Origin of the sequence: Bradyrhizobium sp. 149, from assembly GCF_023073915.1 — a bacterium.
Taxonomy (GTDB): Bacteria; Pseudomonadota; Alphaproteobacteria; order Rhizobiales; family Xanthobacteraceae; genus Bradyrhizobium.
Genome location: NZ_JADPKK010000023.1, coordinates 828,965 through 844,173, shown reverse-complemented (window position 1 = coordinate 844,173; position 15,209 = coordinate 828,965). Strand labels below are relative to the sequence as shown.

10 protein-coding genes are annotated in these 15,209 nt (G+C 64.7%); 5 read left to right on the top strand and 5 right to left on the bottom strand.

Annotation, left to right across the window (positions count from 1 at the left end):
- Genes IVA88_RS31790 through IVA88_RS31780 form a run of 3 tightly spaced genes read left to right on the top strand, consistent with a single transcriptional unit; the run spans window position 1 to window position 4,056 of the window.
- Window positions 1-606 (top strand): K(+)-transporting ATPase subunit C, encoded by a 606-nt coding sequence (locus IVA88_RS31790; protein ID WP_247501120.1) that lies wholly within the window; start codon window positions 1-3, stop codon window positions 604-606.
- 40 nt (window positions 607-646) lie between these two features.
- Window positions 647-3,370: a sensor histidine kinase KdpD gene (locus IVA88_RS31785; RefSeq protein ID WP_247501119.1), complete on the top strand. Its 2,724-nt coding sequence runs from the start codon at window positions 647-649 to the stop codon at window positions 3,368-3,370.
- Window positions 3,367-4,056, top strand: coding sequence for a response regulator transcription factor (locus IVA88_RS31780; protein WP_247501118.1), 690 nt, complete (start codon window positions 3,367-3,369; stop codon window positions 4,054-4,056). Before IVA88_RS31785 ends, IVA88_RS31780 begins: the two co-directional genes overlap by 4 nt.
- A gap of 57 nt (window positions 4,057-4,113) precedes the next feature.
- Here the strand turns inward: IVA88_RS31780 and IVA88_RS31775 are convergent, their stop codons facing one another.
- Window positions 4,114-4,998, bottom strand: coding sequence for a Ku protein (locus IVA88_RS31775; protein ID WP_247501117.1), 885 nt, complete (start codon window positions 4,996-4,998; stop codon window positions 4,114-4,116).
- Between the two features lie 118 nt (window positions 4,999-5,116).
- On the opposite strand from IVA88_RS31775, the gene ligD reads away from it, so the two are divergent.
- Window positions 5,117-7,828 carry a DNA ligase D gene (ligD, locus tag IVA88_RS31770; protein WP_247501116.1) on the top strand — a complete coding sequence of 904 codons (2,712 nt, stop codon included), beginning with the start codon at window positions 5,117-5,119 and terminating at the stop codon, window positions 7,826-7,828.
- Window positions 7,829-7,921: 93 nt separating this feature from the next.
- On the opposite strand, the gene IVA88_RS31765 is transcribed toward ligD, so the two are convergent.
- The gene (locus IVA88_RS31765; protein ID WP_007595743.1) at window positions 7,922-8,086 is read right to left on the bottom strand and encodes a DUF3309 family protein; all 165 of its coding nucleotides are present in this window, start codon (window positions 8,084-8,086) and stop codon (window positions 7,922-7,924) included.
- Window positions 8,087-8,269: 183 nt separating this feature from the next.
- Between IVA88_RS31765 and IVA88_RS31760 the strand changes: the two genes are divergently transcribed.
- The gene (locus IVA88_RS31760; protein ID WP_247501115.1) at window positions 8,270-8,587 is read left to right on the top strand and encodes a polyhydroxyalkanoic acid system family protein; all 318 of its coding nucleotides are present in this window, start codon (window positions 8,270-8,272) and stop codon (window positions 8,585-8,587) included.
- A gap of 3 nt (window positions 8,588-8,590) precedes the next feature.
- On the opposite strand, the gene treY is transcribed toward IVA88_RS31760, so the two are convergent.
- From treY to glgX, 3 genes are read right to left on the bottom strand one after another with little or no spacing between them, the layout of a single operon-like run.
- The gene (treY, locus tag IVA88_RS31755) at window positions 8,591-11,377 is read right to left on the bottom strand and encodes a malto-oligosyltrehalose synthase (protein WP_247501114.1); all 2,787 of its coding nucleotides are present in this window, start codon (window positions 11,375-11,377) and stop codon (window positions 8,591-8,593) included.
- Between the two features lies 1 nt (window position 11,378).
- On the bottom strand, window positions 11,379-13,133 hold the full coding sequence (gene treZ / locus IVA88_RS31750) for a malto-oligosyltrehalose trehalohydrolase (RefSeq protein WP_247501113.1): 1,755 nt from the start codon (window positions 13,131-13,133) through the stop codon (window positions 11,379-11,381).
- Entirely contained in the window at window positions 13,130-15,208 is a 2,079-nt protein-coding gene (gene glgX, locus IVA88_RS31745; RefSeq protein ID WP_247501112.1) for a glycogen debranching protein GlgX, read from the bottom strand. Before glgX ends, treZ begins: the two co-directional genes overlap by 4 nt.
- Window position 15,209: the final 1 nt, after the last annotated feature.

Below are 15,209 nucleotides of genomic sequence, written 5' to 3'. Positions count from 1 at the left end.
ATGCTCCGAGAAATCCGCCCGGCCATCGTCCTCTTGCTGGTGCTCACCGTCATCACGGGGCTGGCCTATCCGCTTGCGATGACGGCCATCGCCGGCGCGCTCTTCCCCGCACGGGCGCAGGGCAGCCTGATCGAGAAGGACGGCAAGGTGGTCGGCTCCGCCCTGATCGGGCAGGAGTTCAAGGACGACAAATATTTCCAAGGCCGCCCCTCGGCGACGGTCGCGCCGGACCCGAATGATTCGACCAAAACAGTATCGGCGCCCTACAACGCCGCCAATTCGGGCGGCTCCAATCTCGGCCCGACCAGCAAGGCGCTGGCGGACCGGCTGAAGGAAGACGTGGACAAGCTCGAGGGCGAGAATCCCAACGCCGCCGTGCCGGTCGACCTGGTGACCACGTCAGCCAGCGGCCTCGATCCCGACATCTCGCCGGAGGCGGCGCAATTCCAGGTCCCGCGCGTGGCGAAGGCGCGGAATATGCCGGAGGATCAGGTCAAGCAGCTTGTGACCGCCAACACGGAAGGCCGGCTGCTGGGCCTCATTGGCGAACCTCAGGTTAACGTTCTGGCGTTGAATCTTTCACTGGATCGCACCGCCGCCAAGTAGCGGCCTAGGCTCGCGGCGCGCGGATGATTATATTGGCAAAATGGTCCGAGAGCGCCGCGATCCCGAACAACGACCGTCCCCCGAGGCGCTGCTGGAAGCAGCGCGCCGGGAAGAGGGCGCGAGCGGCAAGCTGAAGATCTTCGTCGGCGCCGCCCCCGGCGTCGGCAAGACCTATGAGATGCTGCAAAGCGCACATGCCAGGCGCAAGGCCGGCATCGACGTCGTGGTCGGCTTTGTCGAGACCCATGGCCGCGCCGAGACCGAGGCGCTGGTGCGCGGGCTGGAGGTGATCCCGCGCAAGAGACTCGACCATCGGGGCCAGATCGTCGAGGAGATGGACCTCGATGCCGTGATCGCGCGCCGGCCGAAAATTGCATTGGTCGACGAACTTGCCCACACCAACGCGGCTGGGAGCCGGCATCCCAAGCGATACCTCGACGTCGAGGAGCTGCTGTCACATGGGATCGACGTCCATACCGCCGTCAACATCCAGCACATCGAGAGCCTGAACGACGTCGTCGCCCAGATCACCCATGTGCGGGTCCGCGAGACCGTGCCGGATTCGGTGTTCGACCGCGCCGACGCCATCGAGCTGATCGACCTCACGCCTGATGATTTGATCCAGCGCCTGAAGGAGGGCAAGGTCTATGTGCCCAAGCAGGCGGAGCGGGCACTGGAGCATTATTTCTCGCCAGGCAACCTCACGGCGCTGCGCGAGCTCGCCTTGCGGCGTACGGCCGAACGGGTCGACGAGCAGCTCCTCAACCACATGCAGGCGAACGCGATTTCCGGTCCCTGGGCCGCCGGCGACCGCTTCCTTGTGTGCGTCAGCGAGGATCCGCGCGCGGCCAGCCTCGTGCGCTACACCAAGCGGCTGGCCGACCGGCTGCACGCGCCGTTCACCGCGCTCTCGATCGAGACGCGGAGATCCCTGCAATTGTCCGACGAGGAGCGCGACCGGCTGGCCGATACGCTGCGGCTCGCGGAATCGCTCGGCGGTGAGGCGCTGACGATTCCCGCCGTCGGCCGCCGCCTCGCCGACGACGTCGTCAACTTTGCGCAGGGCAACAACGTCACCCAGATCGTGATCGGCAAGTCGACGCGCTCGCTCTGGTTCGAGATGACGCGCGGCTCCGTCGTGCACGATCTGGTGCGCCGCGCCGGGAATATCAGTGTGCATGTCATCCCTGGCGACGAGCTCACGGGCGAGCCGGCGCCGAAGACGGCGGTGCAGACCGCGGCGCGATCGGACCCGTTCGATGCCCGGCCCTATCTCAAGGCACTCGGGATCACCGCGCTCGGCCTTGCTGCCGCCGTGGCCATCAAGCCGTATGTCGGCATCGAGAACGTCGACCTGATGTTTCTGACCGCCGTGGTGACGGTTGCCGTCCGCTACGGATTGTGGCCGTCGCTGCTCGCGAGTGTCGCGGCGTCGCTCGCCTACAATTTCTTCTTTCTGCCGCCGGTCTATACCTTCACCATCACCGATCCCACCAATGTCGCGGCGTTCTTTTTCTTCATGCTGATTGCGTTCGTGGTGTCGAATGTCGCTGGACGGGTCCGCACCCAGGCCGATGCCGCGATTGGCCGCATCCGGACCACCGAGCAGCTCTATGCTTTCAGCCGCAAGCTCGCCGGCACCGGTACGCTTGATGACGTGCTGTGGGCGACCGCCTACCAGATCGCGCTGATGCTGAAAGTCCGCGTGGTGCTGCTGTTGCCGGACGAGGGTCTGCTCACGGTGAAATCAGGCTATCCGCCCGAGGACGATCTCGATCAGGCTGATCTTGCCGCCGCCAACTGGGCCTGGAGCAACGATCGTCCCGCGGGCCGCGGCTCGGATACGCTGCCGGGCGCAAAACGGCTGTTCCTGCCGATGCGCACCGGGCGTGGTGCAATCGGCGTCATCGGAATCGACAACGACCGCACCGGTCCGCTGCTGACCCCGGACCAGCGTCGCCTGCTCGACGCGCTGGTCGACCAAGGCGCGCTGGCGATCGAGCGCGTGCTGCTGGTCGAGGACGTCGATCGCGTCAAGCGCACCGTCGAATCCGAGCGGCTGCGTTCCGCATTATTGACCTCGATCTCACACGACCTGAAGACGCCGCTTGCGTCCGTGCTGGGTGCGGCCTCGACCATGCGCGATCTCGCCAGCGCGCTCTCCGATACCGAGAAACGCGACCTGCTCGCCACCGTCATCGACGAATCCGAACGGCTCAACCGCTTCATCGCCAATTTGCTCGACATGACCAAGCTCGAATCCGGCGCCATCGCGCCCAACACGGCGTTGCACGATCTCGGAGAGATCGTCGGCAGCGCGCTGCGACGTGCAGCCAAGATCCTCGCCGCCCACAAGGTGGAACTGGAGTTGGCCGCAGACCTTCCTATGCTCCAGCTCGATGCGGTGCTGTTCGAGCAGGTGCTGTTCAACCTGCTCGACAACGCCGCGAAATATTCGCCGCCCCACGCGACGGTCTCGATCCGCAGTCGGCGTGACAGCGATCATGTCGTGCTCCAAATCGCCGACGAGGGCGACGGCATTCCGTCTGAGGAGCTCGAGAGCGTGTTCGACAAGTTCTATCGCGTGCAGAAGGGCGACCATGTCCGTCCCGGCACCGGGCTCGGGCTCGCTATCTCCCGCGGCTTCGTCGAGGCGATGCGTGGCACGATCTCGGCCGCTAACCGCAGCGACCGGAGCGGCGCGGTTCTGACCATCCGTCTGCCCATTCCAGCCCAGACCCACGCATTGGATACCGCCGCATGAGCGCTGCCCCGATCAAGGTGCTTGTCATCGACGACGAGCCGCCGATCCGCAAATTGCTGCGAATGGGCCTCTCGACGCAAGGCTATGAAATCCTGGAGGCGTCGAACGGCAAGATTGCGCTGGAGAAGCTCAGCGAGGATCCTGCGCTGATCATCCTCGATCTCGGCCTGCCCGACATCCAGGGCCATGAGTTGTTGCGGACCATCCGCGCCCGCAATGAGGCTGTGCCGATCGTGGTGCTGTCGAGTCGGGGCGACGAGGTCGGCAAGGTGCAGGCGCTCGATCTCGGTGCCGACGATTACCTGACAAAGCCGTTCGGCATGGACGAGCTGCTGGCGCGCCTGCGCGCCGCGCTGCGGCATCAGCTTCAGATCCAGGGTGAGCGTCCGGTGTTCCGCGCCGGCGATCTCTCGGTCGATCTGGTGCGCCGGATCGTCAGGGTCGGCGAGCGCGACGTCAAGCTGTCGCCAAAGGAATACGACCTGCTGCGCGTGCTGGTGCAGCACGCCGGCAAAGTGCTCACCCATCGCTTCCTGCTGAGGGAGCTATGGGACGAACTGACGGATGCGCAATATCTGCGCGTCTATGTCCGCCAGCTCCGGCAGAAGATCGAAGCCGACCCGGAACGGCCGCAATATGTGCTGACGGAGACCGGGATTGGCTATCGGTTGAAGGCGGCGGACTAGTTTTTCACCCCATCACCAATGAGGCTGTGGCGCGGTCTGCTTCAACATCGGAGTGAATCAACCCGCCTTCCTCTGCCGCGCCGTGGTCCTGTGGGTCTTCTTCGCGGCCCGCTGTCGCCCCGATGCTCGGCGCGCGTGGGACTTCACCGCCGTCTTCTTGCCGCCGCGTCCCTTCAGGCTCTGCTTCAGCGCATCCATCAGGCTGACGACGTTGCTCGGCCGCTCTTCGGGCTCCGGTAGTTCAATTTTCTTGCCGCTGGCCTTCCGCTTCACCAGCGCCTTCAGCGCGTCCTCATATTCGTCCTTGAACTTGCTGGGATCGAAATGCGAAGCCTTGGTGTGGAGGATATGGCCGGCGAGCTCGACCATGTCCTTGGTGATCTTCGGGCTCTTGATCTCGTCGAAGAACTGGCCCTCATCGCGCAGCTCGTAGGGGTAGCGCAGCGTGGTGCCGAGCAGGCCCTTGCCGAGCGGTTCGATCGCGATGATGTGCTCGCGATTGGTGAGCACGATCTTGGCGAGCGCCACGCGGTCCTGGTCCTTCATGGCGTCGCGGATCACGGCAAAAGCATCGACCGCAGCCTTGCCGTCGGGTGCGATATAATAGGGATGATTGAGATAGCGCTGGTCGATCTCGTCGCTCGGCACAAAGCTCTCGATGTCGATGGTGTGGTTGCTCTCGATCTGCACCGCTTCGAGCTCCTCCGGCTCGATCTCGACATATTTGCCCTTGCGCAGCTCGTAGCCGCGTCCCTTCTGGTCACTCTCGACGATATCGCCGGTCTCGGAATCGACCATCTGCTGCTTGAGCCGGTTGCCAGTCTCGCGGTTGATCATGTGAAACCGCGTCTTCTCCGCGGCGGTCGCAGCCGGATAGAGCACGACCGGGCAGCTGACCAGCGAGAGCCTCAACGTTCCCTTCCAATAGGCGCGCGGTGCCATTCCGTTCTCCAGGGCTTTCGAGGCATTTTGGAACCCCAACCATCCCGTGGGGTTTTGGTTCCGGGCGGGACTTTTGCTGTGCTAGGCTTCATCGCCGAAAGAGAATGCGGGACCGGTCGTGCTGCAAAAACTCTCTACATATCGACAGAAGCGTGATTTCGAGAAGACGCCGGAGCCGTCGGGCAAGTCGGCCGTGGCGCCATCGAAGCAGCGGCGCTTCGTGATCCAGAAGCACGACGCGACGCGGCTGCACTACGATCTGCGGCTCGAGTTCGACGGCGTCTTTAAGTCCTGGGCGGTGACGAAGGGGCCCTCGCTCGATCCGCACGACAAGCGTCTGGCCGTCGAGGTCGAGGACCACCCGCTCGACTATGGCGATTTCGAGGGCACGATTCCGGAGGGCCAGTACGGCGGCGGCACGGTCATGCTGTGGGACCGCGGCACCTGGGAATCCGAGGACCCCGAACGCGGTTTCAAGAAGGGCGATCTGAAGTTCACCCTGCATGGCGAGAAGCTGCACGGCAGCTGGGTGCTGGTGCGCATGCGCAACGACCGCACCGGCGGCAAGCGGACCAACTGGCTCCTCATCAAGCACCGCGACGAACATGTCCGCGAGGGTGCGGACAACGACATTCTCGAGCAGGACAAGTCGGTCGCCTCCGGCCGCACGATGGATCAGATCGCCGGAGGCAAGGGGCGCGCGCCCAAACCCTTCATGCTGACGAAGGGCGCGAAGGGCAAGGCCGATGCGGTCTGGCAGTCCAATCGCGCCGAGGAGCCGAAGGGGCGCACCGTTAAGCCGGCGCCACGCGCGGCGCTGAAGGGCGGCAAGAAAGCAAAGAAGGCACCCGCGACCACGGCGAAAAAAGCCGATGTGATGCCGGATTTCGTCGCGCCGCAACTCTGCACGCTGGTCGAGCGCCCGCCGGGCGGCGATGGCTGGTGCCACGAGATCAAGTTCGACGGCTACCGCGTGCAGCTTCGGGTCGAGGATGGCAAGGCGACGTTGAAAACGCGCAAGGGCCTCGACTGGACCGAAAAATTCGCAAGCATCGCGAAGGAGGCGGGCGCGTTGCCGGACATGATGATCGACGGCGAGATCGTCGCGCTCGACCACAACGGGGCGCCGAATTTTTCGTCGCTCCAGGCCGCGCTGTCGGACGGCAAGACCGAAGAGCTCATCTTTTTCGCCTTTGACCTGTTGTTTGCGGAAGGCCTCGATTGCCGCCGGCTGCCGCTCGGCGAGCGCAAGGCGCGATTGAAGGAGCTGCTGGAGGCGCGCAAGCGCAAATCGAGTCAGATTCGTTATGTCGAGCATTTCGAAAGCGGCGGCGACGCCGTGCTGCAATCGGCTTGCAAGCTCGAGCTGGAAGGCGTGGTGTCGAAGAAGCTGGACGCGCCTTATCGTTCGGGACGGACAGAAAGCTGGACCAAGGCAAAATGCCGGGCCGGCCATGAGGTCGTGGTCGGCGGCTACAAGACCACCAATGGCAAATTCCGATCGCTGATGGCGGGCGTGCACCGTGGTGATCATCTCGCCTTCGTCGGCATGGTCGGCACGGGCTTCGGCGCCGACAAGGTCAAACGCATCATGCCGCAGCTGAAGGCGGTGGCTTCGGACAAGAGCCCGTTCGGCGGCAAGAACGCGCCGAAGAAAGCGCGCGAGGTGCACTGGCTGAAGCCGGAGCTCGTGGCGGAGATCGAGTTCGCCGGCTTCACCGCCGACGGCAATATTCGCCAGGCCGCCTTCAAGGGTCTGCGGCAGGATAAGCCGGCGGAGGAGGTCGAGGCCGAGACACCAGTCGATACCGAACTTGCCGAACCCTCGACGAGGCAGGCCAAGTCCCACGCGAACAAGTCCCGCGCGAACAAGCCGCCCGCGCAAGCGAAGACGGGCGCACGTACGGCCCAGGCCGGCGGCGGTGCCGAAGTGATGGGTGTCGTCATCTCCAAGCCGGACAAGGAGCTCTGGCCGGACGACGGCAATGGCGATCCCGTCACCAAGCTGGATCTCGCGCGCTATCTCGAAGCCGTCGGCGAATGGATGATCGTGCATCTGAAGGGCCGGCCGTGCTCGCTGATCCGCGCGCCTGACGGCATCAAGGGCGAATGCTTCTTCCAGCGCCACGCCATGCGGGGCACGTCGAACCTTCTGGAGCTCGCGCAGGTCTCTGGCGACCGCAAGCCCTACCTGCAGATCGATCGCGTCGAGGGGCTCGCGGCCGTGGCGCAGATCGGGGGCGTCGAGCTGCATCCCTGGAATTGCGCGCCTTACGCCTACGATACGCCGGGCCGGCTGGTGTTCGATCTTGATCCGGCGCCGGACGTCGTCTTCGCCGGTGTCGTCGAGGCAGCCAAGGAGATGCGGCAGCGGCTGACCGACATCGGCATGGAAAGCTTCTGCAAGACCACCGGCGGCAAGGGCCTGCACGTCGTGGTACCGCTGCGTCATGGCGCGCGCGACCAGGTGAGCTGGAAGGAGGCCAAGGCCTTCGCGCAAGGCGTCTGCCAGTGGATGGCGGACGACGCTCCCGAGCGCTATCTGCTCAACATGTCCAAGAAGCTGCGCAACGGGAAGATCTTCCTGGACTATCTGCGCAACGACCGCATGTCGACCGCGGTAGCCCCTCTGTCGCCGCGCGCGCGCGCCGGCGCCACCGTATCGATGCCGCTCACCTGGGCGCAGGTGAAGACCGATCTCGATCCGAAGCGCTACACGCTGCGCAGCGTCCCCGGCCTGCTGCCGCGGTCGAAGGCGTGGGATGGTTATGACGATGCGGCCGCGTCGATCAAGTCAGCGATCAAGAAGCTGGCTGGGAAAATGAAATAGGGTGGGTCGAAGGCGTAACCCACCACTGTCTCCGCGGCAGCGAAACAGGTGGGTTTCCCTTCGCGAACCCACCTGACGCAATCGTTCTTTTGGCTAGATCCGTCCGAGCAGGAGCAGGATCAGCAGGATGACGATGACGAGCCCGAGGCCGCCGCCGCCGTAATAGCCGGTACCGTAGAATGGTCCCCCGCCGATGCCGCTGAAGCCGCCGAGCAGCGCGATGACCAGAATGATCAGAATGATCGTACCGATAGACATGCGAAATCTCCTCCAGCCCTTCGTCAGAAGGGTCGTTTGCAACCTGTCCCGTTGTGCGAGGGCAACTTGCCGCAGGTTTTAAAGTTCCGCCGATGAAACACCGGTTGCCCGGCCAACTTGCATGGAACTTTTGGCGCAGCGGCGGGCATGACTATGCGGCTTCAATCACCAACGGGGAGGGCCATGTCAGCACCGCTTGTCGTTTCCATTCCGCATCGTCTCGGCCGCGAGGAGGCGGTGCGCCGGCTCAAGACCGGGCTCGGACGTGCCACGGCCAGCATTCCAGTGATGCAGGTCGAGGAGGAGCGCTGGAGCGGGGACAGCATGAATTTTCGCATCCGTGCGCTGGGGCAGATTGCGAGCGGTCAGGTCGACGTCGCCGACGACCATGTCAAGGTGCAGGTAGTGCTGCCCTGGCTGTTGCAGCGCTTTGCCGAGATGGCCCAGGCCACGATCCGCAAGCGCGGCCAGTTGCTGTTGGGCAAGGACCAGAAAAACTAGCGTTCAAGCGCGGGTGCCCTGTCGCACCGGCTTTGCCGTACCCGCCGGGCGTGCCGGCATTACAGAAGCGGGAAAAGCGCGAAGCGCCTGCGCGATGGGCAAATCGTTGCCTGTGAAACCCGGCAAATTGTAACCCGTGACGTCGATGGTCGCGTCGAACCCATCGAGCGCTGGCCATTCGCGTCCTGCCTGCGTGAACGGTGCGAACTGGCGCCCGACCGCGACGATCGCCGCGGCGCGGCCGTGGCGGCGGGCAAAGGCCACGACATGGTCGGCATGTGCGCCCCGCACCTGAAGTGGCCGATAGTCACCTCGCGCGAAGACGTCAGGAAGCTCGTTGCGCATCTTGAGGAGGTGTCGCGTCCAGGCCAGCTTGAGCTGGCCGTCAGGCCAGCTCTTGATCAGATGATTCCAGTCCGGATTGTCCAGCGTGCCCAGTGCCGCGTGCCGCGCGGAAAAATCCACCGGGCGGCGGTTGTCGGGATCGACCAGCGACAGGTCCCAGAACTCGGTGCCTTGGTAAAAGTCGGGGACGCCGGGCAGGGTCGCCTTGAGCGTGAGTTGGCTCAGCGCGTTCAGCGCGCCGAGCAGCGCGACGCGGCGTGCCAGGGTTTTCAGCGCCTCGAGGAATTCGCCTGACAGCGCGGGATCGAGGATCTTCGCGATAAAGCTCGTTACGCCGTTCTCATAGGTCTCATGCGGGTTGAGCCAGCTCGTCTCCTCCTTGCCCTCGCGGGCTGCCTTGACCGCATAGGCCTGGATGCGCTCGACGAAGCCGGCTTCGGCCGTCTCCCCAAGCGGCCAGGCGCCGAGCAGGGTTTGGTAGAGCATGTATTCGAATGTTGCCGACGGGCCGCGCAGATTGCCGTCGAGCGCGAGGTGCGGCGCGTTCAGGACTTTCCAGCGTGCCACGGCGCTGGTCCATTCGCCGGGAATTTCACTCAGCGCTGCGATCCGCGCCCGGGCGTCCTCACCGCGCTTGGTGTCGTGCGTGGCAGTTGCCGTCATCCCTTGCGGCCAACCCCTGGCGCGGGCCTGCATGGTCCCGTGGAAAGCGGAAATGGTGAGGCCCTTGCTCGCAGGATCGCTGCCGACCTCGTTCAGCGCAAGCAGCCGGTGGAATTGATAGAACGCGGTGTCCTCCAGCGACTTCGCCATCATCGGCCCAGTGAATTGCTGCACCTTGAGCGCAAAGCGGCGCACCCGCGGGGCGCTGTGCGGGGGGCGGCCAGGCTTAAGCAGGTCCATGGTGAGCGCGTTGCGCAGGAAGTCGAAAATGCCATCGTCCGCGGCGAACCATTCCCGGCGCGCGTGCTCGATGGTGTCGTCGATCAGCTTGCGATCGCTCGGCGCAGGCGCGCTTGTCGTCAAATAGGTGCGGTACACCGGGAAATGCAGCACATAAAGCTCGAGCGCCTGTCGCAGACTGTCGGCGGAAAAATCGCGGGTCGAGTAGTGTCCGTTGGCGATGCGCGCGAGCAGCCGCGTCAGAACCGTGAATTCGCTGGTCAGCAGCGTCTCCAGCACGCGCCTTTTGGCGTCCTTGACGTAAGGCGCGAGCCGCGGCGGCCGGTTGCTGATCTGTCGCCAGGTTTCGTCCAGGGCCTCAAGCCCCGTGGCGTCGACCAGAACGTGAGTGATGGCGTTCATCCACTCATAGCCGGTGGTGCCCTGGACGCCGGCGAAATGCGGCAGGCGCTCGTGCTCGCACAGAATTTTCTCGATCACCGTATAGAACGGCTTCGTCGTGCCCTGCGCGTCGCGCACCAGCCGACGTAGCCGCTGGCAATATTGCGCCGGATCGCGCAGGCCGTCGATATGATCGAGCCGGATGCCTTGCAGTTTGCCGTCGGCAATGAGTTGCTTCACCAGCCGGTGCGTGGCGGCGAACGTGCCGGGATCCTCGACGCGCAGGCCGGCGAGCCCGTTGACGTCGAAGAAGCGGCGATAGTTGATGTCGCTGGAGGCAAGCCGCCAATGCCCGAGCTTGTAGTTTTGTCGCTCCAGCAGGTGATGCAGCGCCAGCGTCTGCGCGGGACGGTCCCTGGCGGCGCGATAGGCGCCGAGGCCGCGCGCGATGACGTCGGCGCCGCCTGCGATCTCCTTGAGCTCCGCCTTGAACCCGGGGGCTTCCTTGCGGTTGGGGCGGCGCAGCCCCGTGTAGCGCGCCGCAAGCGACAGCAGCCGCTTGCCGGCCTCGGTCTCGGCCGCGCCCGCCTCGTTCACGATCATCCGCAGCATCTCGCCATAGCGCTCCGGCGCGATCGGCAATCGATGTTCGAAATACCAGGCGGAGAAGCTGCCTTCTTCCGCATCGTAGCGCAGCTCGATCTCGCCGCGCTCGAGCGCTTCGCCATAGGACGCTCCAAGGATCGGCAACAGCACGCCGCCACGGGCGCGGAAGGCCAGTTGATCCCAGTCGATATCGAAGGAAACGGCGTGCGGTGAAGCCTGCCCCCATTCCAGCACGTCCAGCCACCAGGGATTGTCGGCAAAGTGCACGCCGACATGGTTCGGTACGAAATCGATGATGAGGCCGAGGTCGTTCTGCGTCAGCGCCTCGCTCAGCCGCGCGAAGCCGGCCTCGCCGCCGAGCTCCGGATTGAACTGGCTGTGATCGACGGTGTCGTAGCCGTGCGTCGAGCCCTTGCGGGCCTTCATGACCGGGGAGGCGTAGAGATGCGTGATCCCCAGCGCCTTCAAATAGGGCACCACCGCGGCGGCCTTGTCGAAGTCGAAATCCGCGGTGAGCTGAAGCCGGTAGGTTGCCAGAGGAATGGCTGGAGGCATGTCAACCTCCGAGGCGCCAGACCACGGACCAGGGCGGAAGCCGGTCGTCGGCTGCGCCGCTCCAGATCGGGGTCCCCAGACCGCTGTCGGAGTATGCGATGTCCTCGTCGGAGAGATTGGCGACGAGGCGCAACGTCGCGCCATCTCCCATGCGCCAATGTGCAGCGAGCAGGCCGTTATCGGCCGCGGCGGCATCACCGAAGCGCGCGCCTTTCAGTCGTGGTGCGATCTCTCTGTGGCGGAGTGCGAGCAGCTCCCGCACCAGCGCGAGGCGTGCGTCCTGCTCCGGTGTGTGGCCGGTCCAGTCGAGCACGGCCGATTCCAGCGTTGCCGGATCGAGCGGGTCGGGCACCTCGTCGCCGTACTTCTCATAGGCCCAGGCGTACTCCTGCTTGCGCCCCGTGCGCACGGCATCAGCCAGTTCGCCCTGGAAATCGCAGAAGAACGGGAAGGGCGCGGCGGAGCCCCACTCCTCGCCCTGAAACAGCATCGGCACCATCGGCGCGAGCAGGGTCACCGCAAGCGCGGCTTCGATCTGCTTGGGCGCTGCCAGGCTTTCGAGCCTGTCGCCGAGCGGCCGGTTGCCGATCTGGTCGTGGTTCTGCAGGAAGTTGACGAAGGTTGCCGGCGGCAGCTCATCGCTTTTCTCGCCGCGCGGCTTCTTGCCCCAGAATTCCGAGATCTCGCCCTGATAGACGAAGCCGGAGGCGAGCGCGCGTGCGAGATCGAGCCGCGGCGTTTGATAGTCCGCGTAATAGCCGGCGAGCTCGCCGGTCAGCATCACGTGCCAGACGTGGTGGTAGTCGTCGTTCCACTGTCCGCGATATTTGCCGTTCGGGGGCTCCTGCGCGGCGTCGAGCAGGCTGGCGCGGTTGTCGCCGTTCTCCAGCACGAGATGGATGTGCCGCCCCGTCGCCTTGGCAAGCTCGCCCGCGGCGACGCTGAGGTCCTGCAGCATCGATTGCTCGCCGGGGATCGTCATGATGTGATTGGCGGCATCCAGCCTCAGGCCGTCGAAACGGTAGTCGCTGAGCCAGCACAGCGCGTTCTCGACCGCAAACGCGCGAACCTGCGGCACGCGATAGTCGATCGCACTGCCCCATGGCGTGTGCGCGTCGGTGAAGAAGGCCGGCGCATAGCGGCCGAGGTAATTCCCCTCGGGGCCGAAATGATTGTAGACGACGTCGAGGAACACCATCAGCCCACGCAGATGCGCTTCGTCGATCAGCATCCTCAAATCGTCCGGACGGCCATAGGCGCTGTCGGGCGCGTACCACAGCACGCCATCATAACCCCAGCCGCGGCGACCGGCGAAATCAGCCAGCGGCATCAGTTCGACCGCGGTGATGCCGGTCGCGACGAGATGATCGAGCTTGTCGATCATGGCGCCATAGGTGCCTTCCGCAGTGAAGGTGCCGACATGCGTCTCGATCAGCACCGTCTCTTCCCAGGGGCGGCCGCGCCAATCGCGCGCGCGCCAGGCGAAGGCGTCATGATCGATCACCTCGCTGGGGCCGAACACATCCTCGGGCTGGAATGCAGACGCGGGATCGGGCACGTCGATCTCGTCGTCGATCCTGAATTTGTAGTTGCTGCCAACAGGCAAGCCGGCAATTTCGGCGACATACCAGCCATCCTGCCGGCGCTGCATCGCATGTCGTCTGTCGAGCAGGAGATCGACACGGCGAGCGGCGGGCGCCCACAGCCGGAACGACACGCCGTCCTTCGTCGGCCTCGCCCCGAAGGATGGCCTCATAGCGCCCCCGCGAAAGCGAGCACGGAGCGCGGCGGCGCCTTGCTGTCGCTTCCGGGCGGGAAGTCGATCGTGTTCAGCTTGGCGTCGGTCGTGTTCAGGATCTGTTGCCAGCTCTTGTATTCTGTCATTTTGGGCAATTTGAATGCGATCTCTTCGGGGGCGGCGTTCAGTACGATAAAGATCGCGGCGCTGCCCGGTTCCATCGGCCCCATCACATAGGAGAGAAACCGCCCTTCGGGGAATTTCCAGTCGCTTTCCGTCATTTCGTCGCCGGCCGGCGTCAGCCATAGCGCGCCGTAGGAGATGCCGTCCTTGGGGCGGCCGTCGAGCCAGCGATGGCTGCGAAGCTGCGAGAACCGGCGCCGGATATCGGCGAGTTCGGAGACGAAATCGACCATGTCGTCGCCGTCCTTGCCGAGATTGTCCCAGCCGACCCAGCCAACCTCGTTGTCCTGGCAATAGGCGTTGTTGTTGCCGGATTGCGAATTCCCGACCTCGTCGCCGGCGAGGATCAGCGGAATGCCCTGCGCGAGCATCAGGCAGGCCAGCACGTTCTTGCGAAGCTGCCGGCGCAAACTGAGAATTTTGGGATCGTCGGTCGGGCCCTCGACACCGCAATTGTTGCTGTGGTTGTCGCTGGAGCCGTCGCGATTGTCCTCGCCATTGGCCTCGTTGTGCTTCTCGTTGTAGCTGAAGAGGTCGGCGAGCGTGAAACCGTCATGCACTGTGATGTGGTTGATGCTGGCGCGCGGCCGCCGCCCGTCATGGTTGAACAGGTCGGAAGACGCCGTCATGCGGCTCGAGATGTCGCCGATCAGGCTGCCTTCGCCGCTCCAGTAGCGGCGCATGGCGCTGCGGTAACGGTCGTTCCACTCCGACCATTGCGAGGGAAATGCGCCGACCTGATAGCCGCCGAGGCCGAGGTCCCAAGGTTCGGCAACGAGCTTGGCGCTCGCCAGCACCGGATCCTGCCGGACCGCGGTGAGGAACGAACTGCCGCGATCATAGCCGTTCGGCCCGCGCGCAAGCGTGGTGGCGAGGTCGAAACGGAAGCCGTCGACGTGGCAGACCTCGACCCAGTAGCGCAGGGAATCCATCACCATCTGCAGCACGCGCGGATGGGTGAGGTTCACCGACGAGCCGCAGCCGGTGAAGTCGTCGTAATAGCGCGGGTTGTCGCGGTTCAGCCAGTAATAGGAGGCGTTGTCGATGCCGCGGTAGCACAGCGTCGGGCCGAGGTGATTGCCCTCGGCGGTGTGATTATAGACGACGTCGAGCATCACCTCGATGCCGGCATCGTGCAGGCGTGCGACCGTGGTGCGAAAGGAATCGAGCGCATTGTCCTGGGCGTAGCGCTGCTCGGGCGCGAAGAAGGACAAGGTGTTGTAACCCCAGTAATTGACGAGCCTTTTCTCCACCAATATCCGGTCGTCGACGAAGCTGTGCACCGGCAGAAGCTCGACTGTGGTGACGCCGAGCTTCTTCAGGTGCTCAATCATCGCCGGCGAGGACAGGCCGCCGTAGGTGCCGCGCAGATTCGGCGGTACGTCGTCGCGCTTCTGCGTCAGCCCCTTGACGTGGGCCTCGTAGATGATGGTGTCTTCCCACGGAATGTTGGGCCGGATCTCGCGGCGGCCCCAGTTGAAGGTCTCGTCGACGACGACGGCCTTGGGCATGCCGCGCGCATTGTCGCGCCGGTCGAAAGACAGGTCCTCGCGCGGGCTACCGGTGCGATAGGCGAAATGCGCGTCGCTCCAGACCAGCCGCCCGGACAGCCGCTTGGCATAGGGGTCGAGCACCAGCTTGTTGGCGTTGAAGCGGTGGCCATGCTCCGGCTCGTAGGGGCCATGCACGCGGTAGCCGTAGAGCTGGCCGGGCGAGACGTCGTTGAGATAGCCATGCCAGACATCCTCGGTGCGCTCCGGCAGCTCGATGCGCTCGAGTTCGCGGCGGCCCTGCGTGTCGAACAGGCACAGCTCGACCTTCTGCGCGTTGGCGGAGAACAGCGCGAAATTGGTGCCGCGTCCGTCCCAGCTTGCGCCAAGGCGTGCGGACGATCCAGCAGTGAGGCGCATC

Excerpts from the sequence above, each read along its gene's own strand:
- IVA88_RS31790 (WP_247501120.1), top strand. The coding sequence starts at position 1 with ATGCTCCGAGAAATCCGCCCGGCCATCGTCCTCTTGCTGGTGCTCACC.
- treY (WP_247501114.1), bottom strand. The coding sequence starts at position 11,377 with ATGCCTCCAGCCATTCCTCTGGCAACCTACCGGCTTCAGCTCACCGCG.
- IVA88_RS31765 (WP_007595743.1), bottom strand. The coding sequence starts at position 8,086 with ATGTCTATCGGTACGATCATTCTGATCATTCTGGTCATCGCGCTGCTC.
- treZ (WP_247501113.1), bottom strand. The coding sequence starts at position 13,133 with ATGAGGCCATCCTTCGGGGCGAGGCCGACGAAGGACGGCGTGTCGTTC.
- IVA88_RS31760 (WP_247501115.1), top strand. The coding sequence starts at position 8,270 with ATGTCAGCACCGCTTGTCGTTTCCATTCCGCATCGTCTCGGCCGCGAG.
- IVA88_RS31785 (WP_247501119.1), top strand. The coding sequence starts at position 647 with ATGGTCCGAGAGCGCCGCGATCCCGAACAACGACCGTCCCCCGAGGCG.
- IVA88_RS31775 (WP_247501117.1), bottom strand. The coding sequence starts at position 4,998 with ATGGCACCGCGCGCCTATTGGAAGGGAACGTTGAGGCTCTCGCTGGTC.
- IVA88_RS31780 (WP_247501118.1), top strand. The coding sequence starts at position 3,367 with ATGAGCGCTGCCCCGATCAAGGTGCTTGTCATCGACGACGAGCCGCCG.
- glgX (WP_247501112.1), bottom strand. The coding sequence starts at position 15,208 with ATGCGCCTCACTGCTGGATCGTCCGCACGCCTTGGCGCAAGCTGGGAC.